At 57.4% G+C, this 26,029-nt stretch carries 24 protein-coding genes; 16 read left to right on the top strand and 8 right to left on the bottom strand.

The genetic code is table 11. The annotated features are described in order from the left end of the window. Window positions 1-112: 112 nt before the first annotated feature. Entirely contained in the window at window positions 113-871 is a 759-nt protein-coding gene (locus VNZ60_RS06180) for a ZIP family metal transporter (RefSeq protein WP_211460814.1), read from the top strand. Between the two features lie 70 nt (window positions 872-941). Here VNZ60_RS06180 and VNZ60_RS06185 read toward each other — a convergent pair whose 3' ends face one another. The 3 genes from VNZ60_RS06185 to VNZ60_RS06195 form a co-directional block, all read right to left on the bottom strand. Then, window positions 942-1,811 carry a sulfurtransferase gene (locus tag VNZ60_RS06185; RefSeq protein WP_325657551.1) on the bottom strand — a complete coding sequence of 290 codons (870 nt, stop codon included), beginning with the start codon at window positions 1,809-1,811 and terminating at the stop codon, window positions 942-944. A 39-nt stretch (window positions 1,812-1,850) separates the two neighbouring features. After that, entirely contained in the window at window positions 1,851-2,780 is a 930-nt protein-coding gene (locus tag VNZ60_RS06190; RefSeq protein WP_325657552.1) for a DMT family transporter, read from the bottom strand. Window positions 2,781-2,928: 148 nt separating this feature from the next. After that, complete coding sequence (locus tag VNZ60_RS06195) at window positions 2,929-4,032, bottom strand: aromatic ring-hydroxylating oxygenase subunit alpha (RefSeq protein WP_325657553.1); 1,104 nt, start codon at window positions 4,030-4,032, stop codon at window positions 2,929-2,931. 470 nt (window positions 4,033-4,502) lie between these two features. On the opposite strand from VNZ60_RS06195, the gene VNZ60_RS06200 reads away from it, so the two are divergent. The 4 genes from VNZ60_RS06200 to folE2 all read left to right on the top strand — a co-directional run bounded on the left by VNZ60_RS06200 (window position 4,503) and on the right by folE2 (window position 8,522). Beyond that, on the top strand, window positions 4,503-4,769 hold the full coding sequence (locus VNZ60_RS06200; RefSeq protein WP_325657554.1) for an exodeoxyribonuclease VII small subunit: 267 nt from the start codon (window positions 4,503-4,505) through the stop codon (window positions 4,767-4,769). Further along, entirely contained in the window at window positions 4,766-5,707 is a 942-nt protein-coding gene (locus VNZ60_RS06205) for a polyprenyl synthetase family protein (RefSeq protein WP_414648784.1), read from the top strand. The genes VNZ60_RS06200 and VNZ60_RS06205 overlap by 4 nt, the downstream gene beginning before the upstream one ends. Window positions 5,708-5,719: 12 nt before the next feature. Next, window positions 5,720-7,591: a 1-deoxy-D-xylulose-5-phosphate synthase gene (dxs, locus tag VNZ60_RS06210; protein WP_325657555.1), complete on the top strand. Its 1,872-nt coding sequence runs from the start codon at window positions 5,720-5,722 to the stop codon at window positions 7,589-7,591. Window positions 7,592-7,697: 106 nt separating this feature from the next. Continuing rightward, a complete protein-coding gene (gene folE2, locus VNZ60_RS06215) occupies window positions 7,698-8,522 on the top strand; it encodes a GTP cyclohydrolase FolE2 (RefSeq protein ID WP_325657556.1) in 825 nt (274 codons plus the stop codon). An 80-nt stretch (window positions 8,523-8,602) separates the two neighbouring features. Here the strand turns inward: folE2 and VNZ60_RS06220 are convergent, their stop codons facing one another. Further along, the gene (locus VNZ60_RS06220) at window positions 8,603-9,160 is read right to left on the bottom strand and encodes a cob(I)yrinic acid a,c-diamide adenosyltransferase (RefSeq protein WP_325657557.1); all 558 of its coding nucleotides are present in this window, start codon (window positions 9,158-9,160) and stop codon (window positions 8,603-8,605) included. Between the two features lie 98 nt (window positions 9,161-9,258). On the opposite strand from VNZ60_RS06220, the gene VNZ60_RS06225 reads away from it, so the two are divergent. The 9 genes from VNZ60_RS06225 to VNZ60_RS06265 all read left to right on the top strand — a co-directional run bounded on the left by VNZ60_RS06225 (window position 9,259) and on the right by VNZ60_RS06265 (window position 20,997). Further along, complete coding sequence (locus tag VNZ60_RS06225) at window positions 9,259-10,668, top strand: FAD-binding oxidoreductase (protein WP_325657558.1); 1,410 nt, start codon at window positions 9,259-9,261, stop codon at window positions 10,666-10,668. A gap of 50 nt (window positions 10,669-10,718) precedes the next feature. Then, entirely contained in the window at window positions 10,719-11,606 is an 888-nt protein-coding gene (locus tag VNZ60_RS06230) for a LysR substrate-binding domain-containing protein (protein WP_325657639.1), read from the top strand. A 187-nt stretch (window positions 11,607-11,793) separates the two neighbouring features. Further along, on the top strand, window positions 11,794-13,317 hold the full coding sequence (locus VNZ60_RS06235; RefSeq protein WP_325657559.1) for an FAD-linked oxidase C-terminal domain-containing protein: 1,524 nt from the start codon (window positions 11,794-11,796) through the stop codon (window positions 13,315-13,317). A 15-nt stretch (window positions 13,318-13,332) separates the two neighbouring features. Further along, entirely contained in the window at window positions 13,333-14,406 is a 1,074-nt protein-coding gene (gene glcE / locus VNZ60_RS06240) for a glycolate oxidase subunit GlcE (protein ID WP_325657560.1), read from the top strand. Between the two features lie 22 nt (window positions 14,407-14,428). After that, window positions 14,429-15,664, top strand: a complete 1,236-nt coding sequence (gene glcF / locus VNZ60_RS06245) for a glycolate oxidase subunit GlcF (protein WP_325657561.1) — start codon at window positions 14,429-14,431, stop codon at window positions 15,662-15,664. A gap of 103 nt (window positions 15,665-15,767) precedes the next feature. Next, entirely contained in the window at window positions 15,768-16,565 is a 798-nt protein-coding gene (locus tag VNZ60_RS06250) for a DeoR/GlpR family DNA-binding transcription regulator (RefSeq protein ID WP_325657562.1), read from the top strand. A gap of 444 nt (window positions 16,566-17,009) precedes the next feature. Next, a complete protein-coding gene (glpD, locus tag VNZ60_RS06255) occupies window positions 17,010-18,539 on the top strand; it encodes a glycerol-3-phosphate dehydrogenase (protein ID WP_414648785.1) in 1,530 nt (509 codons plus the stop codon). A gap of 150 nt (window positions 18,540-18,689) precedes the next feature. Further along, entirely contained in the window at window positions 18,690-20,186 is a 1,497-nt protein-coding gene (gene glpK, locus VNZ60_RS06260) for a glycerol kinase GlpK (protein WP_325657564.1), read from the top strand. A 97-nt stretch (window positions 20,187-20,283) separates the two neighbouring features. Further along, entirely contained in the window at window positions 20,284-20,997 is a 714-nt protein-coding gene (locus VNZ60_RS06265) for an MIP/aquaporin family protein (protein ID WP_325657565.1), read from the top strand. 106 nt (window positions 20,998-21,103) lie between these two features. On the opposite strand, the gene VNZ60_RS06270 is transcribed toward VNZ60_RS06265, so the two are convergent. From VNZ60_RS06270 to VNZ60_RS06280, 3 genes are read right to left on the bottom strand one after another with little or no spacing between them, the layout of a single operon-like run. Beyond that, entirely contained in the window at window positions 21,104-21,607 is a 504-nt protein-coding gene (locus VNZ60_RS06270) for a glutathione peroxidase (RefSeq protein ID WP_325657566.1), read from the bottom strand. Next, on the bottom strand, window positions 21,604-22,740 hold the full coding sequence (locus VNZ60_RS06275) for a PilT/PilU family type 4a pilus ATPase (protein WP_325657567.1): 1,137 nt from the start codon (window positions 22,738-22,740) through the stop codon (window positions 21,604-21,606). Before VNZ60_RS06275 ends, VNZ60_RS06270 begins: the two co-directional genes overlap by 4 nt. Window positions 22,741-22,790: 50 nt before the next feature. After that, the gene (locus tag VNZ60_RS06280) at window positions 22,791-23,834 is read right to left on the bottom strand and encodes a type IV pilus twitching motility protein PilT (protein WP_092432679.1); all 1,044 of its coding nucleotides are present in this window, start codon (window positions 23,832-23,834) and stop codon (window positions 22,791-22,793) included. 120 nt (window positions 23,835-23,954) lie between these two features. On the opposite strand from VNZ60_RS06280, the gene VNZ60_RS06285 reads away from it, so the two are divergent. Both VNZ60_RS06285 and proC read left to right on the top strand, forming a co-directional pair. After that, window positions 23,955-24,704 carry a YggS family pyridoxal phosphate-dependent enzyme gene (locus VNZ60_RS06285; protein ID WP_325657568.1) on the top strand — a complete coding sequence of 250 codons (750 nt, stop codon included), beginning with the start codon at window positions 23,955-23,957 and terminating at the stop codon, window positions 24,702-24,704. Beyond that, the gene (gene proC / locus VNZ60_RS06290) at window positions 24,701-25,525 is read left to right on the top strand and encodes a pyrroline-5-carboxylate reductase (RefSeq protein WP_325657569.1); all 825 of its coding nucleotides are present in this window, start codon (window positions 24,701-24,703) and stop codon (window positions 25,523-25,525) included. The genes VNZ60_RS06285 and proC overlap by 4 nt, the downstream gene beginning before the upstream one ends. 137 nt (window positions 25,526-25,662) lie before the next feature. Here the strand turns inward: proC and VNZ60_RS06295 are convergent, their stop codons facing one another. Then, window positions 25,663-25,983, bottom strand: coding sequence for an ElaB/YgaM/YqjD family protein (locus VNZ60_RS06295; RefSeq protein WP_325657570.1), 321 nt, complete (start codon window positions 25,981-25,983; stop codon window positions 25,663-25,665). Window positions 25,984-26,029 lie beyond the last annotated feature (46 nt).

Here is a 26,029-nt window from a genome sequence, read left to right on the forward strand (position 1 = left end):
CCCGCAATAAGTAAAATTGCGTAATTTCGGTAGCTGTGTTTTAATTTGCAACCATGTTGCATTTAATCTCTGTCTGCCGGGGCTAAAAATTAATTCCACACTCGTTTCAATCATCCTGGCGACCACGATCGCCGGTGTCTTCAGTATTACCGCCGCCGCTATTTTTTCGTTCGCGCTGCTATCCAAGATGGTAGAGCGCATGGTCAGCCTGTCGGTCGGCATCATGCTGGCGACTTCCTTGTTGCACGCATTGCCGGAAGCTTTTGAGTCGCAGGCTGACAGCCATACGCTGTTCGCGGTGTTGCTGGGCGGCTTGCTGGCTTTTTTTGTGCTGGAAAAATTTGCCATCCTGCGCCACTCGCATCATCATGAAGACGACGGCCACGGGCATCATCACGGCCATGACAAGAAAGAGGCAGGCAAAGCCGGCTGGATGATCCTGGTTGGCGACGGCTTGCACAATTTTACCGACGGCATCCTGATTGCCGCCGCTTTCCTGGCCGATCCGCATCTGGGCCTGATCACCGGCCTGGCCATCATCGTGCATGAGATCCCGCAGGAAATCGGCGATTTCATCGTGCTGCTCAACGCCGGCTTTTCGCGCACCCGCGCTTACGTATATAACCTGATCTGCAGCTTGATGGCAGTGATTGGCGGCTTGCTGGGCTACTTTACCCTTGAGCGTGGCATGGAGTGGATTCCTTACGTGCTGGTATTTGCCTCGTCGGGATTTATCTACATCGCCGTCAGCGATCTGATGCCGCAGATGCAGCGCCGCGCCACCTTGCGTGAAACGATTCCGCAGATTTTGCTGATTGGCGCGGGCGTCGCCATCGTGTTGTTCCTGACTCGCCACGCTCACCAACATTAAAACCCTGAGGGGGGTGCGATCTGGCGCAACTCCCCACCGTGGTTATTGTGCGTTTTTGCTCATGCCTTGCTCATACACCCTTGGCCACCGGCCGCGTCGGGTCTGAGCACCACTCACTCCACGATCCCGGATACAAGGCCGCGCCGTGCAAGCCGGCGATTTCCAGCGCCAGCAGGTTATGGCAGGCGGTGATGCCTGAACCGCATTGCATGACAGCGGTTTGCGGTTCACTGATCAGGGCGCCGAATTCCTCATGCAATTGATGGCCCGGCTTGAAACGGCCATCGGTTTGCAGATTGTCTTTGAAGAAACGATTCTTGGCGCCAGGGATATGACCGCCGACCGGATCTATCGTTTCATTTTCCCCGCGGAAACGATCCGGTGCGCGCGCATCGATGATGGTTCGCCTTGGATTGGTCAGGTTGATCAGCACGTCGTGCGCGTTGACACTGCTGGTCAGCGGCGTTTTCAGGCTGATGCTGCCGGGCGCAGGCGACGCTGGCACTGCCGTCGACAAACCTTGTCCGGTCGCCTGCCAGGCTGCCAGGCCGCCGTCCAGCACTGCTACCGAAGCATGGCCGATGGAGCGCAGCAGCCACCACAGGCGCGCTGCATACATGCTGCCCTGGCCGTCATAGGCAACAACCTGGGTGTCATCGTTAATGCCCCATTGCCGCAGCGTCGCGATCAGGGCGTCTTTTTCAGGTAACGGATGGCGGCCTTTGAACTTGCCGTCGGCAGCTAGCTTGGCGCCGGACAGGTCGCGGTCGACGTGGGCAAACAGGGCTCCAGGAATATGGCCGGCATCGTAGGCCGTCTGGCCTGTCAGCGGGTCTGCCAGGTCATGCCGGCAATCGATAATCACCCATGCCGGGTTATGCGCATTCTGCTGCAGGTTCGCGGCAGAAATCAGCGTCTGGTAGGGATGTGCTTGGGACATGGCATTCCTTCTATGTGAGTGTGTGCTGTGCTGCAAGCTTCATAAGCTGCGGCTCTGGTTGGCAAGTGCGGGTTCGGGCCCGACTTGACTGAGCGGACGCGCTCTCCTTTGATTATAAAACGTTGCCAGCAAACCGCCGATAAGGATGACGGCAGTGCCGATCCAGCCGCGCCAGCCGAGCTGATCCTGCCAGATCACGATGCCCCAGATGCTGGAAAAGACGATGCCGGTGTACTGCAGGTTGGCCGTCAACAGCGGATTGCCAAGGCGGTAGGCACGTGTCATCGCCATTTGGGCGACGGTCGCCGACAAACTCAGCGCTATCAGCAAACCTATGCCGTACGCACTCTGAGCATGCCAGAATGGCATGCCGCCGCCTGGCAGCAGCAGGCTGCCAGCCAGGCCGACAATGGCGCTGGTGGTAGAAAAATAAAACACCACGCGATATTCCGGTTCGCCCAGCTTGCCCAAGTGGCGCACCTGCAGGTAAGCGACGGCCGAGATCAGGCCTGACGCCAGTGCAATCATCGCGCCCAGGGTTTGGCTGGCGTTGAACGATGGTTTCAACAGCAGCATCACGCCGATGAAACTGAGCATGATGGTGAACGCCATGCCCCATTCAAAACGGCTGTTGCCGCGCCACCAGGCGGCGCCGAACAGGATGGCGGCGAGCCAGATGGAGGAGGTGTAATTGAGGGTGGTTGCGGTGGCCACCGGCAACAGGCTGAAGGAATAGAACCACATGGACAAGGCGATCACGCCGATCACGCCGCGCCACACGTGCTGGCGCGGCATGGGTGTTTTGAGGGTGCCGCCCTTGAACCGGATCAGGATGATGATGAATAGCATGCCGATCAGGCCTCGGCTCAGCATGATTTCCGGAATCGAGTAATGATCGGACGCAAGCTTGACGCATACCCCCATGATGGAAAACATGAGGCTGGCGAAGAGCATCCAAAGTGATTGCATGGGGCGGGATTCAGGTGAGGATAGGGTGGCTTAGTGGTATTTTGACTGATTCCAGCCATGCTGTATGTCTGACGCAAAAAAATAAAAAGCCGGAGTCATTCGCAAGCGAACAAACTCCGGCCGTTGGCCTGGCTTCAAGGGCAAGCGCTTAGAGCAGGCCGGCCTGGCTCCGATACCACTCATGAAAATGCTGCATGCCGTCTTCCATCGGCGACTGGTAAGGCCCGGTTTCATTGACGCCGCGCTCCATCAGGATCCGCCGTCCGGCGTCCATGCGCAATGCAATTTCGTCATCTTCGACGCAGGTTTCCATGTAGGCCGCACGTTCTGCCTCGACCATTTCGCGCTCGAACAGCGCGATTTCCTCGGGGTAGTAGAACTCCACCACATTAGTGGTTTTTTGCGGGCCGCGCGGCCACAACGTTGACACCACCAGGACATGGGGGTACCACTCGACCATGATGTTGGGATACAAAGTCAGCCAGATTGCACCGAATTTTGGTGGCTGGCCATTGCTGAACTTGAGAACCTGTTCCTGCCATTTCTTGTAGGCTGGTGAGCCGGATTTCGCCAGTCCGTGATTGACGCCCACGGTTTGCACGCTGTAATCCTTGCCGAATTGCCACTCCAGATCATCGCAGCTGACAAAACTGCCGAGGCCGGGATGGAACGGTTCGACGTGGTAATCCTCCAGGTAGACCTCGATAAAGGTTTTCCAGTTGTAATCGCACTCGTGGACTTCGACATGATCGAACAGGTAGCCGCTGAAATCGAGATCCTTGGCGACACCCAGTTGCGCCAGCTTTTCTCCGACATGAAATGCATTTTGCTCGAACAGCAAGCCGTTCCAGTTTTGCAAGGGTGTTCTAGACAAGTTCATGCATGGCGTCTCACCGAAATGCGGTGCGCCAATCAGTTCGCCTTTAAGGTCGTAAGTCCAGCGATGCAGCGGGCAGACGATGTTGCGGGCATTGCCGCGGCCATCGAACATTTTTGCCTGCCGATGACGGCAGACGTTGGACATCAGCTCAATCCCTTGGGGATTGCGCACCAGCATGCGGCCTTCGCTTTCAGAAGCCAGCGTGGCGTAATCGCCGACGTTGGGCACCATCAGTTCATGGCCGACGTAACGCGGGCCATTCTGAAAGAGCTGCTGGATTTCGCGCTTTAACAGCGCCTCGTCAAAATAGACGTTGACCGGAAGTTGCGCATCGGAGCGCGCGAGCTTGGTAATAGAAGCCAGATCGGACATCCCTCCACCCCCAAATGTGTTGTATCAACCTAAGAGAGAAAGAATCCGCAAAAACCTGTGTTCAAGTAATATGAAACGGAAATTTTGGACAGAACCGAGGATTATCCCATAAAAATGCAAGATCTGGCGGCGTTTTACACTGTTTATCCAGAAGTTAGGGCTCGAACTCCTCGAAATTCAACGAGTTAACCATGTTTGCACTAAAATAGCGGACTAAACTTTAACCTAGAAAAGGCAGTAGACCACTCGCTTGTACTTAGGAGGGCGCCGAGACATTGAGAATATGAGGAATTTATTGATTCACCAACGAGGATGCAGCGTTACGCACTCGATTGCACTTTTGCCGGCGCGCCTGGCCGCGTTGCTCCTCCTTGCAGGGACTACCCTGCCGCGTCGTCGCGCCTTGCCATGCACTCCGGCAAAAGCGCACTCGAGCGCGTTCTACTACCGTTTCTAGGTTTATCGCTACTATGCCAAAAAATCCGATTTCTACCGGCAGCCCGGCCACGTTCGAACAAGCAATGGCCGAACTGGAGCAGCTGGTTGCCCAAATGGAAGCTGGCGAGTTGCCGCTGGAAGCATCAGTTGCCGCCTATAAACGAGGATCGGAGCTGGTCAAATTTTGTGCTGTGCAACTCGGAAAGGTCGATAGCCAGGTCAAAGTGCTGGAAGGCGACATGCTCAAGCCGTTTGCCGGCGAAGCCCTCAACGACCACAGCAGCGGGGCAGACGAATGACTGCCGTCGCCCAATTTTCCAGCCGGGCGGCAGAACCAGCGCCAGCCTTCGATATCTGGATGCGCCATGTGCAGGCCGAAATGGAGACCGCTCTGGAGCAGTTCTTGCCGGCCGCAGCCAGCATCCCGACCAAACTCCACCAAGCCATGCGCTACGCCGTGCTGGATGGCGGCAAGCGGGTCCGGCCTTTGCTCGTATTTGCTGCAGGGGAATTGTTTGCAGCCCCGGCCGGCAGCGTGCAGCGGGCCGCCGCCGCGGTCGAAATGATTCACGCCTATTCGCTGGTGCACGACGATATGCCCTGCATGGACGATGACGCCTTGCGTCGCGGCAAGCCGACTGTCCATGTGCAATACGATCAAGCGACCGCCCTGCTGGTAGGGGACGCCTTGCAGGCGCAAGCCTTTATAGTGCTGGCCGAGGCCGGCGAAGTCGGCAAGGGTGTCGACGCGGCACGCCAGATTGTCATGTTGCGTTTGCTGGCGCAAGCCTCCGGTTCGCTCGGCATGTGCGGCGGCCAGGCGATTGACCTGGCTAGCGTCGGCCTGAATCTGTCGCTGGCAGAGCTGGAACAGATGCACAAGTTGAAAACCGGCGCCCTGTTGCGTGCTTCGGTATTGCTGGGGGCATGGGCAGGCAAGACCCTGGCGCAAAATGAAATTCAGGCACTGGAAGCCTATGGCGCCGCCATCGGCCTGGCGTTTCAAGTGGTGGACGATATCCTCGACGCCACCGCTGATTCCGCGACGCTCGGTAAAACCGCCGGCAAGGACGCCGCAGACAACAAGCCGACTTATGTCTCGATTCTGGGTTTGTCCGAATCGCAGGCACTGGCAGAAAAATTACGCAACGACGCCCATCAGGCGCTTGCGATCTTTGGGGATAGGGCACGTCGCCTGCGCGAGCTGGCGGATCTGATCGTGCAACGGAAGGCTTAGGGTTTAGGGCATATGGAAATACTCAACACAATCGACAGCCCGGCAGACCTGCGCAAACTGACGCGGGCGCAGCTCAAGCCGCTGGCCGATGAATTGCGCGAATTCGTCATCGAGTCGGTGGCGCAGACCGGCGGCCATCTGTCGTCCAACCTGGGTACGGTCGAATTGACGATCGCCTTGCATTACGTCTTCAATACGCCAGAGGACCGGATCGTCTGGGACGTCGGCCATCAAACCTATCCGCATAAAATCCTGACTGGCCGCCGCGAGCGCATGCACACGCTGCGCCAGATGAACGGCATCTCCGGTTTCCCGCGCCGTAGCGAAAGCGAATACGACACTTTCGGCACCGCCCATTCATCGACCTCGATTTCAGCTGCACTCGGCATGGCGCTGGCTGCCAAGACCAAGGGCGAGACCGAGCGCCACGCGATTGCCGTGATCGGCGACGGCGCCATGACCGCCGGCATGGTATTCGAAGCGATGAATAACGCTGGTGTGTACGACGACATCAACATGCTGGTGATCTTGAACGATAACGACATGTCGATCTCGCCGCCGGTAGGGGCCTTGAATCGCTATCTGGCACGCTTGATGTCGGGGCAGTTTTATGCGCAAGCGAAGAATGTCGGCAAGTCGATCCTGCCGGCGCCGATGCGGCAATTGGCCAAGCGTTTCGAAGAACACGCCAAAGGCATGGTGGTGCCGGCCACCATGTTTGAAGAATTCGGTTTCAATTACATCGGCCCGATCGACGGCCATGACCTGGAATCGCTGATTCCGACCTTGCAAAACCTGAAGCACCTGAAGGGCCCGCAATTCCTGCACGTGGTGACCAAAAAAGGCCAGGGCTACAAGCTGGCGGAAGCCGACCCGGTGCTGTATCACGGTCCCGGCAAGTTCAATCCGGCTGAAGGCATCAAGCCGGCTGCGGTCAGCAAGATAACCTACACTCAGGTCTTCGGCGATTGGCTGTGCGACATGGCGGCGCAAGACGACAAGCTGATCGGCATCACCCCGGCCATGTCGGGCGGCTCCGGCCTGGATACTTTCGCCCAGCGTTTTCCGCAACGCTTCTATGACGTTGGCATCGCTGAACAACATGCGGTCACTTTCGCCGCCGGCCTGGCCTGCGAAGGCTTGAAGCCGGTGGTAGCGATTTATTCGACTTTCCTGCAGCGCGCCTACGATCAATTGATCCATGACGTCGCTTTGCAGAATCTGGACGTGACGTTTGCGCTGGACCGTTCCGGCCTGGTCGGCGCCGATGGCGCGACCCACGCCGGCAACTACGACATGGCGTATTTGCGTTGCATCCCCAACATGGTGGTGATGGCCGCATCCGATGAAAACGAATGCCGCCAGATGTTGTCCACCGCCTACCACTACAACGGCCCGGCAGCGGTGCGTTATCCGCGCGGCGCCGGTATTGGCGCGGCCATCGCCAAGGAGCTGACTACACTGCCCCTCGGTAAAGGCGAAATCAAGCGCCAGGGCCGGAACGTAGCGATTCTGGCGTTCGGTTCGATGCTGGCGCCGAGCTTGGCGGCCGGCGAGTTGCTGGACGCCAGCGTCGCCAATATGCGTTTCATCAAGCCGCTGGACATCGATCTGGTGCTGGAACTGGCCAAAACCCACGATGCGCTGGTCACCGTGGAAGAGGGCTGCATCATGGGCGGCGCCGGCGCCGCCGTGGCGGAAGCGTTGACGGCGGCAGGATGTGTCAAGCCGCTCTTGCATCTGGGCTTGCCGGACCGGTTTATAGACCACGGCGATGCGAACCAGTTGTTGGCGCAGTGCGGCTTGAATGCGGAAGGTATCGCCGCATCGATACGCCAGCGGTTTGGCAAGGATCAGCCACGTTTGGTCGTCAATCAAAATTAACAGAGTAGGGTGGGCATGGAATGTCCACACGCGGTACAGCGCAATTGCGCTGAGATCCGCGTGGGCAGCTTGTGCCCGCCCTACGTTCATTCAAAGGTAAGCATCAATGAATACTCGTGACCACAATCTGACGATTCCTGACGTGCAAAGCAGCGTCGACACCCGCCGTCTGGCGATTCAACGCGTTGGCGTAAAAGGCGTGCGTTATCCGGTGACGGTGCGTACCGCCACAGCCGGTGCTGCTGGTGGTGCTTTAGCCCAGCCGACCATCGGCACCTGGAATATGTATGTGCATCTGCCGGAACAGCAAAAGGGCACCCACATGTCGCGTTTCATCGCGCTGCTGGAAGGCCTGGAAGGGCCGCTAGATGTCGCCTCGTTTGGCGAACTGATGCGCAAGATGGTCAGCCTGCTGGATGCCGAACGCGGCCGCATCGAGCTGACTTTCCCGTATTTCATCAACAAGACGGCGCCGGTTTCGGGTGTGCAGAGTTTGATGGATTACGAAGTCGGTCTGACTGGCGAGATCAATCAGGGTGTGCTGGAAGTGAGCTTGAAAGTGCTGGTGCCGGTGACCAGTCTGTGCCCTTGCTCGAAACAGATTTCAGCCTACGGTGCGCATAACCAGCGTTCGCACATTACCGTCAATGCGGTGCTGGACGGCGAGATCATGGTGGACGAACTGATTGCTCGCATCGAGGCGCAGGCATCGTGTGAATTGTTTGGCTTGCTGAAGCGTCCGGATGAAAAATACGTTACCGAACGTGCTTACGAAAATCCGAAGTTTGTCGAAGATCTGGTGCGCGATGTGGCGGTGGCTCTGAACAATGAGCCGCGCGTACTTGCCTATGTGCTGGAAGCTGAAAATTTCGAGTCGATCCACAATCATTCAGCGTATGCGTTGATCGAACACGACAAACGCAAAAAATAAAACGCAGCAAGCTTGATTAGTCCAAAACGGGCCGGATCATGTCGCCATCCATATGGCGACATGATCCGGCCCGTTTGGTTTTACGCATCCCGCAATCTATCCTTCTGCCACAATACATCGCTGCCGCCATCCGCCCGGTTCAACACCCGCGACAGCACGAACAGCAAATCCGACAAGCGGTTCACATACTGCCGCAGCGCCTCACTTACCGTTTCGTTCTTGCCCAAGCTGACGATGCTGCGTTCCGCCCGCCGGCAAACGGTGCGGCAAACATGCGCGAGTGCGGCGGCATGGCTGCCGCCCGGCAGGATGAAATCGCGCAATGGCGGCAAGTCGGCATTATATTTTTCCAGCAAGCGGTCGAGCCGCGCTACCTGCGCCTCGCTGATCAAGGCATAGCCGGGAATGCATAGTTCGCCGCCCAGATCGAACAGATCGTGTTGTATCGACAGCAATGTTTCACGCAACGCCGCATCCAGTTTGTCGCACAGTAAAAGGCCCAGTTGCGAATTGAGCTCGTCGATATCGCCGATAGCCTGGATCCGCAGACTGTCCTTATCCGTGCGGCTGCCGTCGCCGAGGCCGGTGCTGCCGTTATCGCCGGTGCGCGTGGCGATCTTTGAAAGTCGATTTCCCATAATTTTCTGCTATTTTTGCGTGGTGTAGGAGTGCTTGTACTTTACACCAGCACGCCCTAGCCCCGCAGAGTAAAATCCATAGAAAAAGGAGACTGCCAATGAATCACCCAAGCGACCTCGCTGCCATGAAGAAACCGTTGCCGGATGCTTTGCTGGCTACCCTTGGCGCCCTGTTTGGCGAACGTTTCTCGACCACCATAGCGATGCGCGAACATCATGGCCGCGACGCCTCTTCGTATGACCCGATGCTGCCGGACGCCGTGGTGTTTGCCGAATCCACCGAAGAGGTCGCGGCGCTAGTCAAACTGTGTAGCGAATACCAGGTTCCGGTAATCCCCTTCGGCAGCGGCACTTCGCTGGAAGGCCATGTGCTGGCGCTGCACGGCGGGATCAGTATCGACTTGTCGCGCATGAACCACCTGCTGGCAATCCATGCCGAAGACCTGACGGCGACGGTGCAGACCGGCGTCACCCGCAAGCAGTTGAATCACGAGATCAAGGACAGCGGCCTGTTCTTTCCCATCGATCCCGGCGCCGACGCCACGATCGGCGGCATGGCGGCAACCCGCGCTTCCGGCACCAATGCCGTGCGTTACGGCAGCATGCGCGAAAACACACTGGCCCTGACGGTAGTGACCGCCGACGGCCGCATCATCAAGACCGGCACCCGCGCCAAGAAATCAGCCGCAGGCTACGACCTGACGCGTATTTTTGTCGGCAGCGAAGGCACGCTCGGCGTGATTACCGAAGTGACCGTCAAGCTCTATCCGCAACCGGAAGCCATCTCGGCCGCGGTCTGTTCGTTTCAAAACATCGCCGACGCCGTCAACGCCGTGATCCAGACCATACAGCTTGGGGTGCCAGTGGCAAGAGTAGAGCTGCTGGATGAAAACGGCGTCAGAGCGATCAACGCCCATTCCAAGCTGGCGTTGCCGGAACAGCCGTTGCTGCTGTTTGAATTTCATGGCAGCGAGAACGGCGTCAAGGAACAGGCAGAGCTGGTGCAGGCAGTGGTGGCCGAGCATCACGCCAGCGGCTTCGAATGGGCGACCCGCCCGGAAGATCGTTCGCGTTTATGGACAGCGCGCCACAACGCCTATTTCGCCTTGCTGCAACTGCGTCCCGGCAGCCGCGCCATTTCAACCGATTGCTGCGTACCGATTTCGCGCCTGGCGGAATGCATTCTCGACACCAAGGCCGATTGCGAAGCCAACGGTATGGTGTATTCGATTATCGGCCACGTCGGCGACGGCAATTTCCATGTGCAGATGCTGGTAGACCCGAACGATGCCGCCGATATCGCGCGCGCCGAGGGCGTCAATGCACGGATGGTGAGCCGCGCCATCGGCATGGATGGCACTTGCACCGGCGAGCATGGCGTCGGCCTGCACAAGATCGATTTCCTGATCGAAGAACATGGCGTGGAAGCGATTGCCACCATGCGTGCCTTGAAGCATGCTTTCGATCCGAAGAACATCATGAATCCGGGAAAGATAATCCGGTGGTAAGCCCAGCCCATCTCCTCAATTTGCCGAAAAAGATGTCGAGCAAAACTCCCTTGGTCAATCGCCTGCCGCCGGTGCACGCCTTGTCGGCGTTCGAAGCTGCGGCGCGCCATCGCTCGTTCGCGCTGGCGGCGGATGAGTTATGCATTACGCCGTCGGCGTTATCGCACCGGATTCGTTTGCTGGAAGACTTTGTCGGCGAACGATTGTTTTCGCGCGAGGGCAGGGTGGTGGCCTTGTCGGAATTCGGCCACCGTTATCTGGAGGTGGTGTGCAGCGCCCTGCGCACCTTGACCGAATTCCCGCTGCCGCAGCGTAACGCTCAGGTGCAGCCACGCGTCAAGATCACCGCGCCGCCGACTTTTGCCCGTCAATTACTGATTCCCCATCTGCACGAGTTTGCCAGCCAGCACCCTGAGATCGTGGTCGAGATTTTTCTGTCGGTGCCGCTGTATGACTTGAGTTTGACCGAGAGCGATCTCGAAGTGCGTTTCGGCGCCGGTAAATATCCGAATACCACCACTGAGAAATTATTCGAAGAGCCGACCTTCGCCGTCGTCAGCCCTGAATATTTGAAACAGATCGGTCCGCTGAAACAGCCGGCCGATTTGCGCAAGGCCAGCTTGTTGCGCTCGGCGCTGGAGCCCTGGCAACCCTGGTTCCAGGCTGCCGGCCTGGACTGGCCTGAACCTTCCTCGGGCTTGCGCGCCGACGATCTCGGCTTGTTGCTGGAACTGGTGCGATATGGCCATGGCGTCGGCCTGACCCGCAAGCATTTTGCTCAGCAAATGATTGCGCAGGGAGAGGTGGTGCAATTGTTCGATATCAGCCTGACCTCGCCGCCGCATGCCTATTATCTGGTGTATCAACAAAAGCAGCAGGAGCGGCCGGAAGTGACGACGTTTATCGAGTGGATGAAAGATACTTTCAGCCGCATTTGAGCAGGACGCAAGCCGGATTGCCGGATAGCGGCTCGTAGCCTGAAAACATTTCATCTGCACGGTGCAAGCTTTTCAAGCAGAAGCCAGAGGAAATCATTCTGTAAAAAACGCAATATCGTTATACTCGACCACAGAAATCATCCAGTCGCGTACTCAGTTCGATAGCAATCGGTTATGGGAAAACAGCATGAGTTCGCTTACTTCAGCGCCTACTTCAGCGCTTGCTTCAGCCGCCGCTGAATCCGCCTTTAGCCCGGCTCGTCAACAGCAGGTTGTCAGTGCACTGCGCAAGCTGCTGCCGGAACACGCCTTGTTGTCCAACCTCGAAGATACCCGGCCCTACGAATGCGATGGCCTTGCCGCGTATCGGCAGACGCCGATGGTGGTGGCGCTGCCGGAGAACGAGGCGCAAGTGGTTGCCATCCTCAAGACCTGCCGCGATCTCAAGGTGCCTATCGTGCCGCGCGGCGCCGGCACCGGCTTGTCTGGCGGCGCCCTGCCGATCGCCGACGGTGTGGTTTTGTCCACCGCAAAATTTACCCGCATCGTCAAACTCGACCCGTATGCAAGGACTGCCGTGGTGCAGCCGGGTGTACGCAACCTGGCCATTTCGGAGGCCGCAGCCGCGCATGATCTGTATTACGCGCCGGACCCGTCATCGCAGATCGCTTGCACCATAGGCGGTAACGTGGCCGAGAATTCCGGCGGCGTGCATTGCCTGAAATACGGCCTCACCGTGCACAACGTGCTGCGGGTGAGGATGGTGACCATCGACGGTGAGGTGGTCGAACTCGGCAGCGGCGCGCTGGATGCGCCAGGTTTCGATCTGCTGGCGGTGTTCATCGGCTCGGAAGGCATGCTGGGCGTCGTCACCGAGGTCACTGTCAAGCTGATTCCCAAACCGCAAGCAGCGCGCGTCATCATGGCTTCCTTCGACGATGTCGTGAAGAGCGGCAATGCGGTCGCCAATGTGATTGCTGCCGGCATCATTCCGGCCGGCCTGGAGATGATGGACCGCACCAGTTCGCGCATGGTGGAGCCCTTCGTCAAGGCTGGTTACGATATCGACGCCGCCGCCATCTTGTTATGCGAATCGGACGGCACCATTGAAGAGGTGGAAGAAGAGATCGGCCGCATGAGCGCAGTACTGAACGCCAGCGGAGCCACCCGCATCGAAGTCTCGACGTCGGAAGCGGAGCGCCTGCGCTTCTGGTCCGGCCGCAAGAATGCCTTCCCCGCTGCCGGCCGCATTTCACCCGATTATTACTGCATGGATGGCACTATTCCACGCAAGAATCTGGCGCAGGTGTTGCTTGGCATCGAGCAGATGGAAAAAAAATACGGGCTGCGTTGCGCCAATGTGTTTCACGCTGGCGACGGTAATCTGCATCCCTTGATTCTGTTCGACGCTAATGTGGCGGGTGAATTTCATCGGGCCGAGGAGTTCGGCGCCGAGATTCTTGAATTGTGTGTTGCCGTCGGCGGCACCATCACCGGCGAACACGGCGTCGGCATCGAAAAAATAAATTCGATGTGCGTGCAATTTTCACCGCTGGAGCGCGAAGCGTTCTTCAGCGTCAAACGTGCTTTCGATACCGCGTTCTTGCTGAATCCGAACAAAGCAATCCCCACTTTGCAGCGCTGTGCCGAGTACGGCAAGATGCATGTGCAGCGCGGCCAGTTAAAATTTGCGGAACTCCCGCGCTTCTGATTCAGACCAAAAAATATGGATGCAGAGTTATTCAAGCAGCAGGTAAAACAGCAGATTCTGGCGGCCGCTGCAGAGGCCCGTCCGCTGGAAATTCGCGGCGGCGGCAGCAAACGCTGGTACGGTCAGCAAGTGCAAGGCGAGTTGCTGGATGCGCGCGCCTATAGCGGCGTCATCGATTATGAACCGACCGAGCTGGTGATTACTGCGCGTTGCGGCACACCGCTGGCCGAGATCGAGGCACTGCTGGCGCAGCATAACCAGATGCTGCCGTTTGAAGCGCCGCACTTTGGCAGTGCCGCGACGCTAGGCGGCATGGTCGCCAGCGGGTTATCCGGCCCGTCGCGACAAGCCGTCGGCGCCTTGCGCGACTTTGTGCTGGGCGCGGTGCTGATGGACGGCAAAGGGGATATCTTGCATTTTGGCGGCCAGGTCATGAAGAATGTCGCTGGCTACGATGTGTCGCGTTTGCTGGCTGGTTCGCTCGGTACTCTGGGTTTGATTCTTGAAGTGTCGCTGAAAGTATTGCCGCGCCCGTTTGCCAGCAGCAGCCGGCGCTTTGCAATGAGCGAAGCCGACGCGCTGCGTTGTCTCAACCAATGGGGCGGTTTACCCTTGCCGATTTCAGCCAGTTGCTGGCAGGACGGTCTGCTGACCCTGCGCCTGTCCGGCGCGCAGGCAGCGGTATCTGCTGCCGAACAAAATCTCGGTGGCGAAGCAGTCGCCGATGCCGGCGATTTTTGGCAAGCGCTGCGTGAGCAGACACATGCATTTTTTGCGCCAACAGCCACCCAGAAATCTTTGTGGCGACTGTCGCTGCCGTCGGCCGCAGCACCGCTGGCATTGCCTGGCGAAATACTGATCGAATGGGGCGGGGCGCAACGCTGGCTATTCACCGCAGCCGACGCTCAGGCCATCCGCAGCGCGGCGGCCGCGGCCGGCGGCCACGCGACCCTGTATCGTGGCGGCGACAAAGGTGTCGGCGTGTTTCATCCGCTGGCTCCTGAGGTGGCGCAAATTCATCGACGTTTGAAAGCCAGCTTTGATCCGTCGGCGATATTCAATATCGGCCGCATGTATCCGGACTTCTAATTAATTAATCGCGAAGCAAGCCATGCAAACCAATCTAGCCGACTTCATCAAAGATACCCGTGCCGGCAAGGAGGCCGATGCGATCCTGCGCGCCTGTGTGCATTGCGGATTTTGCACTGCCACCTGCCCGACTTATCAATTGCTGGGCGATGAATTGGATGGTCCGCGCGGCCGTATTTATCTGATCAAACAGGTATTGGAAGGAGCGCCGGCAACAGCCAAGACGCAATTGCATCTGGATCGCTGTCTGACCTGCCGCAATTGCGAATCGACTTGCCCGTCCGGCGTCGAATACGGCCGTCTGCTCGATATCGGCCGTAAAGTGGTGGAAGATCAAGTGCCGCGGCCTGTTGCGCAGCAGCTGACGCGCAAGCTGTTGAAGGAATTCCTGCCGCGTCCGTGGTTGTTCAAACCGGCCATGGCGGCGGGGCAAATGCTGCGGCCTTGGCTGCCGCAAAAACTGAAAAACAAGATTCCGGAAAAACAGGACGCCGGTCTTTTTCCGAGCCGCCAGCATGCACGCAAAATGCTGTTGCTGGACGGCTGCGTACAGCCTGCCATGGCGCCCAATATCAATCACGCTGCGGCACGGGTTTTCGATGCGCTCGGCGTGCAGTTGCTGGTGGCGCCCAAGGCTGGTTGCTGCGGCGCGATTCGTTATCACCTGAACGATCAGGCTGGCGGCCTGGACGATATGCGCCGCAATATCGACGCCTGGTGGCCGTATGTGATCGGCAGCAATGGGCAAGGCGTGGAAGCGATTGTCATGACCGCATCCGGTTGTGGCGTCACGGTCAAGGAATACGGGCACCTGCTGGCTGCCGATCCGGCATATGCGGTAAAGGCCAAGGCGATTTCGGCGCTGACCAAAGACCTGTGTGAAATCTTGCCAGCGTTCGAGGCGGAGTTGCAGCAAAAATTGCAGGGTAAATTTCATCAGCGCGTGGTTTATCATCCGCCATGCACATTGCAGCACGGTCAGCAGATTCGCGGCAAGGTGGAGGGTTTGTTGCGTAGCGTCGGCGTCGACGTGCAACTGTGCGCCGACAGTCATTTGTGTTGCGGTTCCGCCGGCACCTATTCGGTATTACAGCCGGAGTTGTCCTATCGTCTACGCGATAACAAGCTGAACAATTTGCAGGCGAGCCAGCCGGATATGATCGTTTCGGCCAACGTCGGTTGCCTGACACATCTGCAATCAGGCACGCAGACTCCAGTCAAACATTGGATAGAGTTGCTGGATCAAGCCCTGTCCTGAACACTTTGTTCGAGCTCAACGCCAAGTGTGGGTCAAGTGTGATTCAGGCCCGAAGATGATTCATAATAAAAGTCTTTTATAAAAATCAGCGCGGGACAGGTTCATGCCAGAGATATCAACGCTAAAGCTAAATACGCGGCAGCAAGAGTTGTTGAGTTATGTGCAACGCGACGGTTTTGTCACGGTGGACCATCTGGCTACACGTTTCCAGATCACCCCGCAGACCATCCGGCGCGACATCAATTTGCTGGCGGAGATGAACCTGTTGCAGCGCTATCATGGCGGCGTCGGCTTGCCGTCCAGCGCCGAGAATATCGCTTACGGTGCAAGACAAGGTTTGTATTCAGAAGAAAAGCGCCGCATCGCTGCGCTGGTGGTTGAACATATCCCGGACCAGGCGACGCTCTTCATCAATCTCGGCACTACCAATGAGGAAGTGGCCAAGGCCTTGAGCCGGCGCCGCAATCTGCGGGTCATCACCAATAACCTGAACGTGGCCGCCATCATGAGCGGTTATCCGGGTTGCGAGGTGATCATTACCGGCGGCGTAGTCCGCGCCCGCGACCTGGGAATCACCGGCGAAGAAACCATCGATTTCATCCGCCGTTTCAAAGTCGATTTCGGCATCATCGGCATCTCCAGCATCGAAGCCGACGGCACTTTGCGCGATTTCGATTATCGCGAGGTGCGGGTTTCAGAAGCGATCATTGAGCATTCGCGTACCGTGTTCCTGGTCGCCGATCATTCGAAATTCTGGCGGCCTGCGCTGGTGCGGCTCGGCGATATTTCGAAAATCAACGCGCTGTTTACCGACAGGCCAGTGCCGGCAGCGATGACCAGCATTTTCGAAGAAGCGAAAATCGATGTGTTTGTAACTGATAACGGCGAATCAACCAGCTGATTCGCATTTATTTGATTCTGGCTGCGATTTTGGCTGCGACTCCGGCTGTGATTTCGGCCGCAAAAAGCTAAAAAATACGCTTGCTTCAGGTCTGCGGGGCTCCTGCCCACTTGTGCGCCATTCGTGCGCCGCAGAGCGCTCCCTCGTCACTCTCTCCATCCCTTCGCCAAAGCAGCGGCTGCTGCCGCCTCTACTCTCGATCGCCATTCTCAAACTACCCAACCTAAACGTGGGGCATAGAGTGTATCTATAAGCAATTAAGTTAATTCCTATTGAGTAATTGCTTTTAATAAATATAAACGATTATCAATGTTCGAATTCGAACAATATACTTTCGAATATAAATATTTTATGATGTGTGGTGACATTGCAGGCGAACTATTTTGCTATTTAGCAATAGTGGAATTTGCCCGATGAGCGAGTTACCGACACAAGGAGATGGCTGTGGCATCAAGTGAAATTGTTGATTTGTTGGTGGTGGGCGGCGGCGTTAACGGCGCTGGGATCGCACGCGACGCTGCCGGGCGCGGCTTGAGCGTGTTGCTTTGCGAACAGGACGACCTGGCCTCGCACACCTCATCGGCCAGCACCAAATTGATTCACGGCGGCTTGCGTTATCTGGAGCATTACGAATTCGGCCTGGTCCGCAAGGCCTTGCAAGAGCGCGAACTGCTGCTGCGCCTGGCACCGCATATCATTGCGCCGCTGCGCTTCGTGATGCCGCATGTATCGAGCTTGCGGCCGGCCTGGATGATACGCGCCGGCTTGTTTTTATACGACCACTTGAGCAAGCGCGAATTGCTGCCAGGTTCGCGATCCATCGATTTCCGCAAGCATCCGGCCGGCGCGCCGCTGAAAAAAAACTTAAGCAAAGGTTTTGTGTATTCCGACGCCTCGGTGCAAGACGCGCGTCTGGTGGTGCTCAATGCGATGGACGCCAAGGAGCGCGGCGCCACCATCCTCACCAAAACCCGTTTGATCGAAGCCAGGCAAGGCGCGCAATACTGGGACGCCACTTTGCTGTCGACCTTGAGCGGCGGGGTCAGCAAAGTCAGGGCGCGTTGTATCGTCAACGCTGCCGGGCCGTGGGTCGCCAGCCTGTTGAATAGCGCCTTGAATACGCCGGCGCAGCATCAGATTCGCCTGGTCAAAGGCAGCCATATCGTCACCAAGCGTTTGTTCGATCACGATCACGCCTATATCTTCCAGAATCCCGACAAGCGCATCGTATTTGCGATTCCGTATGAAACCGACTTCACGCTGATCGGCACTACCGACGTTGAATACAGCGGCAATCCGAGCAGCGTCGAGATTTCCGACGAGGAAACCGCGTATCTGTGCGAATCGGTGAGCCGCTATTTCGAGGTCGCCGTGACGCCGCAGCAGGTGGTCTGGTCATACGCCGGCGTGCGGCCGCTGCTGGAAGAAGAAATCGCCAATCCATCCGCGGTGACCCGCGACTACCGTCTCGAGCTGCGGGCCGAGCAAGGACTGGCTCCGGTGCTGTCCGTATTCGGCGGAAAAATCACGACTTATCGGCGCCTGGCGGAAGAAGCCATGGAGCATTTGCAACCGCTGTTCGGTTACATGAAAACGCATTGGACGGCGCATGAAGCGCTGCCGGGCGGCGATATCCCCAACGCCGATTTCGCAGAATTCCTGCGTATTTTCCAGCAACGTCACGCCTGGCTGCCAGCCACCCTGGCGGCGCGTTACGCGCACGCCTATGGCACGCGCACTGCACGGCTGCTGGATAGTATTCACGACGTCGCCGGGCTGGGAGAATTGTTCGGCGCAGATCTATATGAAGCCGAAGTACGCTACCTGATGCGCAACGAATGGGCGCTGACCGCGGAAGACATTCTGTGGCGTCGTTCCAAGCTGGGCTTGCGTCTTGACGCCGCAGCCGTTGGTCGTTTGCGGGCTTGGCTGGATGCGCAGCAGGTACAGCCGCCGGCTGCTATGTTCGCCTGAAGTTTTGCCCGATGAAGCAGTTAGTGTAGTGATTCGCCGTATTAAATCGGAAGATACAGCGGAAGATAAAAAAGACGGATCCGGGATTCACCCCGAATCAAAGTCACCCCGGTCCGCGCAAGCGGATTCACCAACCTTGGAGTAGACAAGTTGAAAGATAAATACATTCTAGCCCTGGATCAAGGGACTACCAGCTCACGTGCGATTCTGTTCGATCGTCAAGGCAATATCGTTTCTTCCGCGCAGAAAGAATTCCGCCAGATCTATCCGCAGCCGGGCTGGGTCGAACATGATCCGCAGGAAATCTGGTCGACCCAGGTTGGGGTGGCGGCCGAGGCCTCGACCAACATCGGTTTGAACGGCACTTCGATTGCCGCCATCGGTATCACCAACCAGCGTGAAACCACCGTGGTCTGGGATCGCGAAACCGGCAAGGCGGTGTACAACGCCATCGTCTGGCAAGATCGTCGCACGGCGGCATTTTGCGATCAGTTGAAAGCCGACGGCCTGGGCGAAATTATCCGTGAAAAGACCGGTTTGCTGGTCGACTCTTATTTCTCCGCCACTAAAATCCGCTGGATACTGAACAATGTCGAAGGCGCGCAACAGCTGGCTGATCAAGGACGCCTGGCGTTCGGCACCATCGACACCTGGCTGGTGTGGAACATGACGCGCGGCAAACTGCATCTGACCGATGTCTCGAATGCCTCGCGCACCATGCTATTCAATATCCACACCATGCAGTGGGATGACGAGCTGCTCAAGATCATGGGCGTGCCGCGCAGCATGCTGCCGGAAGTGCGTTCCTCCAGCGAAGTCTATGGCCACACCGAGATTTCCGGTTTTGGTTCTGAAATCCCATTGGCCGGGATTGCCGGCGATCAGCAGGCGGCCTTGTTCGGCCAGATGTGCACCCAACCCGGCATGGTCAAGAATACTTACGGCACCGGTTGCTTCATGGTGATGAACACCGGCACCAAGCCGATCATCTCGAAAAACAATTTGCTGACCACGGTCGCCTGGAAAATCGGTGATCAGGTTAACTACGCATTGGAAGGCAGCATCTTTATCGGCGGCGCCGTGGTCCAGTGGTTGCGCGACGGCCTCGGCATCATCAAGACTTCCACTGAAATCGAAGCGCTGGCGCGCAGCGTCAAGAGCAGCGACGGAGTGTATCTGGTGCCGGCGTTTGCCGGCCTCGGCGCGCCGCATTGGAATCCGCATGCACGCGGCACTATCTTCGGCATCACCCGCGGTACAACCTCGGCCCACTATGCGCGTGCTGCGCTGGACAGTATCGCTTATCAAACCATGGATGTCTTGAAGGCCATGGAAGCGGACGCCGGCATCGTGATTCCGGAACTGCGCGTCGACGGCGGCGCCACTGCGAATAATCTGTTGATGCAATTCCAGTCGGACATTCTGGGAGTGGATGTGGTGCGGCCGAAAGTAACCGAAACCACTGCATTGGGCGCGGCCTATCTGGCTGGCCTGGCGGTCGGCTACTGGAGCAGCACTGACGACGTGCAAGGACAATGGCAACTCGACCAGCGCTTCAAACCGGCGCTGCCGGCTGAAGAAGTGCAGACCAGTATCAAAGGTTGGCAGCGGGCGATTGCTGCGGCGGTGGTTTGGGCAGACTCCTGAGCATTCACTAGTAGCACACGCTGTTAGATAAAAAACAGAATGGAACGCAGATCAGAATCTGCGTTCCTCTCACTTCCTATTTCCGAAAGAGTTCATCATGACTCCCTTTTTAGCTGAATTCGTGGGCACCGCCCTGATTGTCTTACTTGGCAACGGTGTGGTTGCCAACGTTCTTTTAAGTAAAACCCATGGCAACGGCAGCGGCCTGATTGTGATCACCGTCGGCTGGGCGATGGCAGTGTTCGTCGGCGTTTTTGTGGCGGCCTCGTCCAGCGGCGCGCATTTGAATCCGGCTGTCACCTTGGCGCTGGCGGTAGCCGGCAAGTTTGCCTGGAGTGGTGTGCCCGGCTATATCCTGTCGCAAATGCTGGGCGGCATGATGGGCGCTTTCCTGGTGTGGCTGGTGTATCGCAATCACTTTGCTGAAACCTCGGACGGCAATCTCAAACTGGCGGCGTTTTGCACCGCTCCTGCAATCCGCAACACCTTCGGCAACCTGGTTTCCGAAGTGGTCGGCACCTTCGTGCTGGTTTACTGTGTACTGAATATCGCTTCGCCGAAAATGGGACTGGGCGCGTTGGATGCTTTGCCGGTGGCCTTGCTGGTGATGAGCATCGGCGTCTCTCTGGGCGGTACTACCGGTTACGCAATCAACCCGGCGCGCGATCTGGGGCCACGCTTGATGCACGCTTTGTTGCCGATCCCTGGCAAGCGCGACAGCGATTGGGGTTATGCACTGGTGCCGGTGGTGGGTTCGATCTGCGGCGGTGTGCTGGCAGCGCTGGTGTACGGCCTGCAAATGGCGCATTGATGAAGTCTTCGATGCCACCACGGTGGCGGCATCGATTTGATGTATCCGGTTCGGCTGCCTGGAAAACCAGGATGCAAAACAGGACGTGATACGGATTGTTCCGGTCTTATTTCCCCAGCAATTTCTCGATATCCGCGGTCAAGGCTTCCGGCTTGGTCTGCGGTGCAAAGCGGTCGACCACGCTGCCATCTTTATTCACCAGGAACTTGGTGAAATTCCATTTGATGCCTTCGCTGCCAAGCAAGCCCGGCGCCGCGTTTTTCAAGTACTGGTAGAGCGGCGCTGCGTGATCGCCGTTGACGTCGATTTTTTCAAACAAGGGAAACGTGACGCCGAAATTCTTCTCGCAGAAATCGCCGATTTCCTCGGCCGTTCCCGGTTCCTGGGCGCCAAACTGATTGCATGGAAAGCCCAGCACTTCGAAGCCTTGATCATGGTATTTCTGGTAAATCTCTTCCAACCCCTTGTACTGCGGCGTAAAACCGCACTTGCTCGCGGTGTTGACGATCAGCAGTACCTTGCCGCGAAACGAAGCCAGTGAATCAGGTGTGCCGTCGAGCTGATTGACGGTGAAATCATAGATGCTGGTGTGGCTAGTGTCGTTACTCATACAATCCCCAGATGTTCGGTGCCGGCTGCCAGGTCGCGGTCTTTTGCATCCTTGCCGCGCAGCTTGATGGAAAGGCGCAAATCGTTGACTGAATCGGCGTTGCGCAACGCGTCTTCGTAACTGATTTTATCCTCTTCATACAAATCGAACAGGGCCTGGTCAAAAGTCTGCATGCCGAGCTCGCGCGACTTCTTCATGATTTCCTTGATCTCATGCACATCGCCCTTGAAAATCAAGTCGGAAATCAAGGGTGAATTCAACAGGATTTCCACCGCTACGCAGCGTCCTTTGACAGTTTTCAGCGGGACCAGGCGTTGCGAGACTATGCTTTTCAGATTCAGTGACAGATCCATCAGCAATTGCGGCCGCCGTTCTTCCGGGAAAAAGTTGATGATGCGGTCCAGCGCCTGGTTGGCGCTGTTGGCGTGCAGGGTAGCCAGGCACAGATGGCCGGTTTCGGCAAAGGCGATGGCGTAATCCATGGTTTCGCGGTCACGGATTTCGCCGATCAGGATCACGTCCGGCGCCTGGCGCAAGGTGTTTTTCAGCGCCACGCCCCAGCTGTCGGTATCGACCCCGACTTCACGCTGGGTCACGATGCAGTTCTTGTGCGGATGGATGTATTCGACCGGATCTTCGATGGTGATGATATGGCCATAGCTGTTTTCATTACGATAACCAACCATCGCCGCCAGAGTAGTCGATTTGCCGGAGCCGGTAGCGCCAACCATGATCACCAGGCCGCGCTTGGTCATGGCAACCTCTTTCAGTGTAGGCGGCAGGCCCAGATCTTCGAATTTCGGGATGTCGGTGGTAATCGTACGCAATACCATGCCGACCCGGCCCTGCTGGATAAACGCCGAGGCTCGGAAGCGCCCCAGTCCGGCCGGACTGATGGCGAAATTGCATTCCTTGGTTTCTTCGAAATCGGCGGCCTGCTTGTCGCTCATGATGGCCCGCGCCAGTTCCAGGGTGTGGACGGAAGTCAGCGCCTGGTTCGATACCGGCGTGATCTTGCCGTCGATCTTGAACGCCGGCGGGAAGTCTGCGGTGATGAACAAATCGGAGCCGCGCTTGCTGACCATCAGGCGTAGCAAGTCGTGCATGAATTTGGTCGCTTGATCTCTTTCCATATCTTCTTATCCTAGTTATTGATTTACAGCTCAGTACAGCCCAGCACAGCTTAGCCCGGGAAATTGTCCGGCGTTTTGGCCGCCGCACGGGCGCTGGCCAGCGAGATCACATTGCGTTTGACCAGCTCGGTCAGGTTGCTGTCGAGGGTTTGCATGCCCATGTTGCTGCCGGTCTGGATCGCCGAGTACATCTGCGCAATCTTGCTCTCGCGGATCAGGTTGCGGATCGCCGGCGTGCCCAGCATGATTTCATGGGCGGCTACGCGGCCGGAACCGTCCTTGGTTTTGAGCAGGCTTTGGGAAATCACCGCTTGCAGCGATTCTGACAACATGGCGCGCACCATTTCTTTTTCTTCGCCCGGGAACACGTCGACAATACGGTCTATGGTTTTGGCGGCGGAAGAGGTATGCAGCGTGCCGAATACCAAGTGGCCGGTTTCGGCGGCAGTCAGCGCCAGGCGAATGGTTTCCAGGTCGCGTAATTCGCCGACCAGGATGACGTCAGGATCCTCCCGCAACGCTGAGCGCAGCGCATTGCTGAACGAATGGGTATGCGGTCCGACTTCGCGCTGGTTGATCAGACACTTATTCGGCTGATGGACGAACTCGATCGGATCTTCGATGGTCAGGATGTGCGCGTATTCATTTTCATTGACGTGATTCACCATCGCCGCCAGCGTGGTCGATTTACCCGAACCGGTGGGGCCGGTGACGAGCACCAGGCCGCGCGGCTTCAACGCCAATTCGGCAAATATGCGCGGCGCGTTGAGTTGTTCGAGTGTCAGGACGGTTGACGGGATGGTCCGCAATACGGCGGCAGCGCCGCGATCCTGATTGAAGGCGTTCACCCGAAACCGCGCCAGGCCGGGGATTTCAAACGAAAAATCGCATTCCAGATGCTCTTCGTATGCCTTGCGCTGGCCGTCATTCATGATGTCATAGATCATCGAATGCACATCTTTGTGCTCCAGCGGCGGCAAGTTGATACGGCGCACATCGCCGTGAACCCGGATCATCGGCGGCAAGCCTGCGGATAAATGCAAATCGGATGCCTTGTTCTTCACCGAAAAAGCCAGAAGTTCGGAAATGTCCATTTATAATCCCTGTGCTGTATTTTGTTTATTGAAAGGCATTCTTGCCCGTGCACTGCCTGCCGGAACAACTCTGCAGCGCAGATTGGTAGTTCCTTGCGGCAATTTTCCAAGTCTCCGATTATGTCCTTAATGTCTCACAAGTTGCAAGCCGTCCATACGAGTATTCAGGCCGCGGCGGCTGCGGTGTCGCGCCGACCTGACAGTGTTGCATTGCTGGCGGTGTCCAAAACCTTCGGCCCTGAAATGGTGCTAGAGGCGATTGCTGCCGGCCAGCGCGCCTTCGGTGAAAATTATCTGCAAGAAGCATTGGCCAAAATGGCAGCAGTCGAGCAGGCGTTGCAGTCAACGCCGGGCGCTGGCGCCGGCGTCTTGCTCGAATGGCATTTTATCGGCCCGATTCAAAGCAACAAGACGCGCGCGATTGCCGAGCATTTCGATTGGGTGCATACGGTCGATCGCGAAAAAATCGCTCAGCGCTTGTCGCAGCAACGCCCGCCGCAACTGGCGCCGCTGAATATCTGCCTGCAGGTGAATATCAGCGGCGAGGCGAGCAAAAGCGGCATGGCGCCGGCGGAAGTGCTGGATGTGGCGCGCGCCATTGCAGAATTGCCAGGGCTGAGATTACGCGGCTTGATGGCGATACCGGAGCCAACCGACGATCAACAGAAACAACACGCCGCATTCCGCCAGACCAGGGAATTGCTGGTGCAGCTGCAATCGGCATTGACGCAACAGCGGGCGGGGCTGCAACTGGATACTTTGTCGATGGGAATGTCGGCAGACATGGTAGCGGCGATTGAAGAAGGCGCTACCATCGTGCGTGTGGGCAGCGCAATTTTTGGGCAACGGGAACGGATCAGTAAATCATGAAAAATAAATTAAATATCAGTTTCATCGGCGGCGGCAATATGGCGGCGGCTCTGATCGGCGGCTTGGCCGGCAAGGTCACCGAGGGCGCCAACATCCATGTGGTCGATCTGAATCCTGAGGCCTTGCAGCATCTGGCGCAACGTTTTGGCGTCAGCACTGCAACCGCAATCGACGCTGCGATCGAATCCAGCGAAGTAATCGTGCTGGCGGTCAAACCTCAGCAAATGAAGCAGGTGGTGGCCCAATTGCGGCCGCATGTGACGACGCAACTGGTGTTGTCGATTGCCGCCGGGATTCGCGCCGTCGATCTGGCGCGCTGGTTGGGCGGCCACGATAGCATCGTGCGCTGCATGCCGAATACGCCGGCGCTGATCGGCCAGGGAATTACCGGGATGGTCGCCACTGCGGGGGTGTCGGCGGCACAACGCGAGACTGCCGATCTGATCTTGCGCGCGGTGGGCAGCACGGTGTGGCTGGATGACGAAGCAAAGATCGATGCGGTGACGGCGGTCTCCGGCAGCGGCCCGGCGTATGTATTTTATTTTATCGAGGCGATGCAGCAGGCGGCCCAGGAACTAGGGCTGACTGCACAGCAGGGTATCGAACTGGCCAAGGCAACCTTCGTCGGCGCAGCACAACTTGCGGCGCAATCGTCAGAGCCGGTGTCTTTATTGCGCGAGCGCGTCACTTCCAAGGGCGGCACCACTTATGCTGCGTTAAGCAGCATGGAGGCCGCTGATGTGAAAGGGGCGGTCATCAGCGCCATCAAGTCTGCTGCTGCTCGCGGACAGGAATTGGGCGATGAGTTCGGGCGCGACTAGTATCCGTCAGCAGCGCGGCGCGCCATAAAAAAACAGCGGCAATCGCATCGCGACTGCCGCTGTTTCTTTTTTGTTGCTGTCGATAAGCCGCATTTCAGTTTGTTTCAGCAGCTTGCATCAGCAGCTCGTCTCAGATTCTATTTGCTGCGGCCAATCACCAGGCCCGCCAGCAAACCGATGGCGGCTGCCACGCTGACGGCTTTCCACGGATTGTCACCGACATATTCATCGGTCACGTGGGCTGCGTGCTTGGTGTGCTCCACCGCTTTTTTTGTGGCTTTCGGCAGTTCTGTTTTGGCCGTATCCAGCGCTGCTTTCAGTTTTTCACGTGCCGAGTTGTATTTTTTTTCAGCATGATCGTGGGTATCGTCGAGCAGGGTTTCTGCTTCTTTGATCACGGATTTAAGTTCGCCAGCCAGATTGTCGCGCATCTCTTTTACGTTGTCGGTAGTAGCCATGTTTGCCTCTTCAATGTGGATTGCGGGGGGAAAGAAGTTGCTTAAT

This window comes from Collimonas sp. (assembly GCF_035566375.1).
Taxonomy (GTDB): domain Bacteria; phylum Pseudomonadota; class Gammaproteobacteria; order Burkholderiales; family Burkholderiaceae_D; genus Collimonas.

Bases quoted from the DNA above. Each gene is read 5' to 3' on its own strand.
- VNZ60_RS06270 (WP_325657566.1), bottom strand. From the start codon at position 21,607: ATGAGTAACGACACTAGCCACACCAGCATCTATGATTTCACCGTCAAT.
- glcF (WP_325657561.1), top strand. From the start codon at position 14,429: ATGCAAACCAATCTAGCCGACTTCATCAAAGATACCCGTGCCGGCAAG.
- VNZ60_RS06200 (WP_325657554.1), top strand. From the start codon at position 4,503: ATGCCAAAAAATCCGATTTCTACCGGCAGCCCGGCCACGTTCGAACAA.
- VNZ60_RS06295 (WP_325657570.1), bottom strand. From the start codon at position 25,983: ATGGCTACTACCGACAACGTAAAAGAGATGCGCGACAATCTGGCTGGC.
- folE2 (WP_325657556.1), top strand. From the start codon at position 7,698: ATGAATACTCGTGACCACAATCTGACGATTCCTGACGTGCAAAGCAGC.
- VNZ60_RS06235 (WP_325657559.1), top strand. From the start codon at position 11,794: ATGAGTTCGCTTACTTCAGCGCCTACTTCAGCGCTTGCTTCAGCCGCC.
- VNZ60_RS06265 (WP_325657565.1), top strand. From the start codon at position 20,284: ATGACTCCCTTTTTAGCTGAATTCGTGGGCACCGCCCTGATTGTCTTA.
- glcE (WP_325657560.1), top strand. From the start codon at position 13,333: ATGGATGCAGAGTTATTCAAGCAGCAGGTAAAACAGCAGATTCTGGCG.
- VNZ60_RS06205 (WP_414648784.1), top strand. From the start codon at position 4,766: ATGACTGCCGTCGCCCAATTTTCCAGCCGGGCGGCAGAACCAGCGCCA.
- VNZ60_RS06220 (WP_325657557.1), bottom strand. From the start codon at position 9,160: ATGGGAAATCGACTTTCAAAGATCGCCACGCGCACCGGCGATAACGGC.
- VNZ60_RS06280 (WP_092432679.1), bottom strand. From the start codon at position 23,834: ATGGACATTTCCGAACTTCTGGCTTTTTCGGTGAAGAACAAGGCATCC.
- VNZ60_RS06185 (WP_325657551.1), bottom strand. From the start codon at position 1,811: ATGTCCCAAGCACATCCCTACCAGACGCTGATTTCTGCCGCGAACCTG.
- VNZ60_RS06195 (WP_325657553.1), bottom strand. From the start codon at position 4,032: ATGTCCGATCTGGCTTCTATTACCAAGCTCGCGCGCTCCGATGCGCAA.
- VNZ60_RS06250 (WP_325657562.1), top strand. From the start codon at position 15,768: ATGCCAGAGATATCAACGCTAAAGCTAAATACGCGGCAGCAAGAGTTG.
- VNZ60_RS06275 (WP_325657567.1), bottom strand. From the start codon at position 22,740: ATGGAAAGAGATCAAGCGACCAAATTCATGCACGACTTGCTACGCCTG.
- proC (WP_325657569.1), top strand. From the start codon at position 24,701: ATGAAAAATAAATTAAATATCAGTTTCATCGGCGGCGGCAATATGGCG.
- VNZ60_RS06190 (WP_325657552.1), bottom strand. From the start codon at position 2,780: ATGCAATCACTTTGGATGCTCTTCGCCAGCCTCATGTTTTCCATCATG.
- dxs (WP_325657555.1), top strand. From the start codon at position 5,720: ATGGAAATACTCAACACAATCGACAGCCCGGCAGACCTGCGCAAACTG.
- VNZ60_RS06225 (WP_325657558.1), top strand. From the start codon at position 9,259: ATGAATCACCCAAGCGACCTCGCTGCCATGAAGAAACCGTTGCCGGAT.
- VNZ60_RS06285 (WP_325657568.1), top strand. From the start codon at position 23,955: ATGTCCTTAATGTCTCACAAGTTGCAAGCCGTCCATACGAGTATTCAG.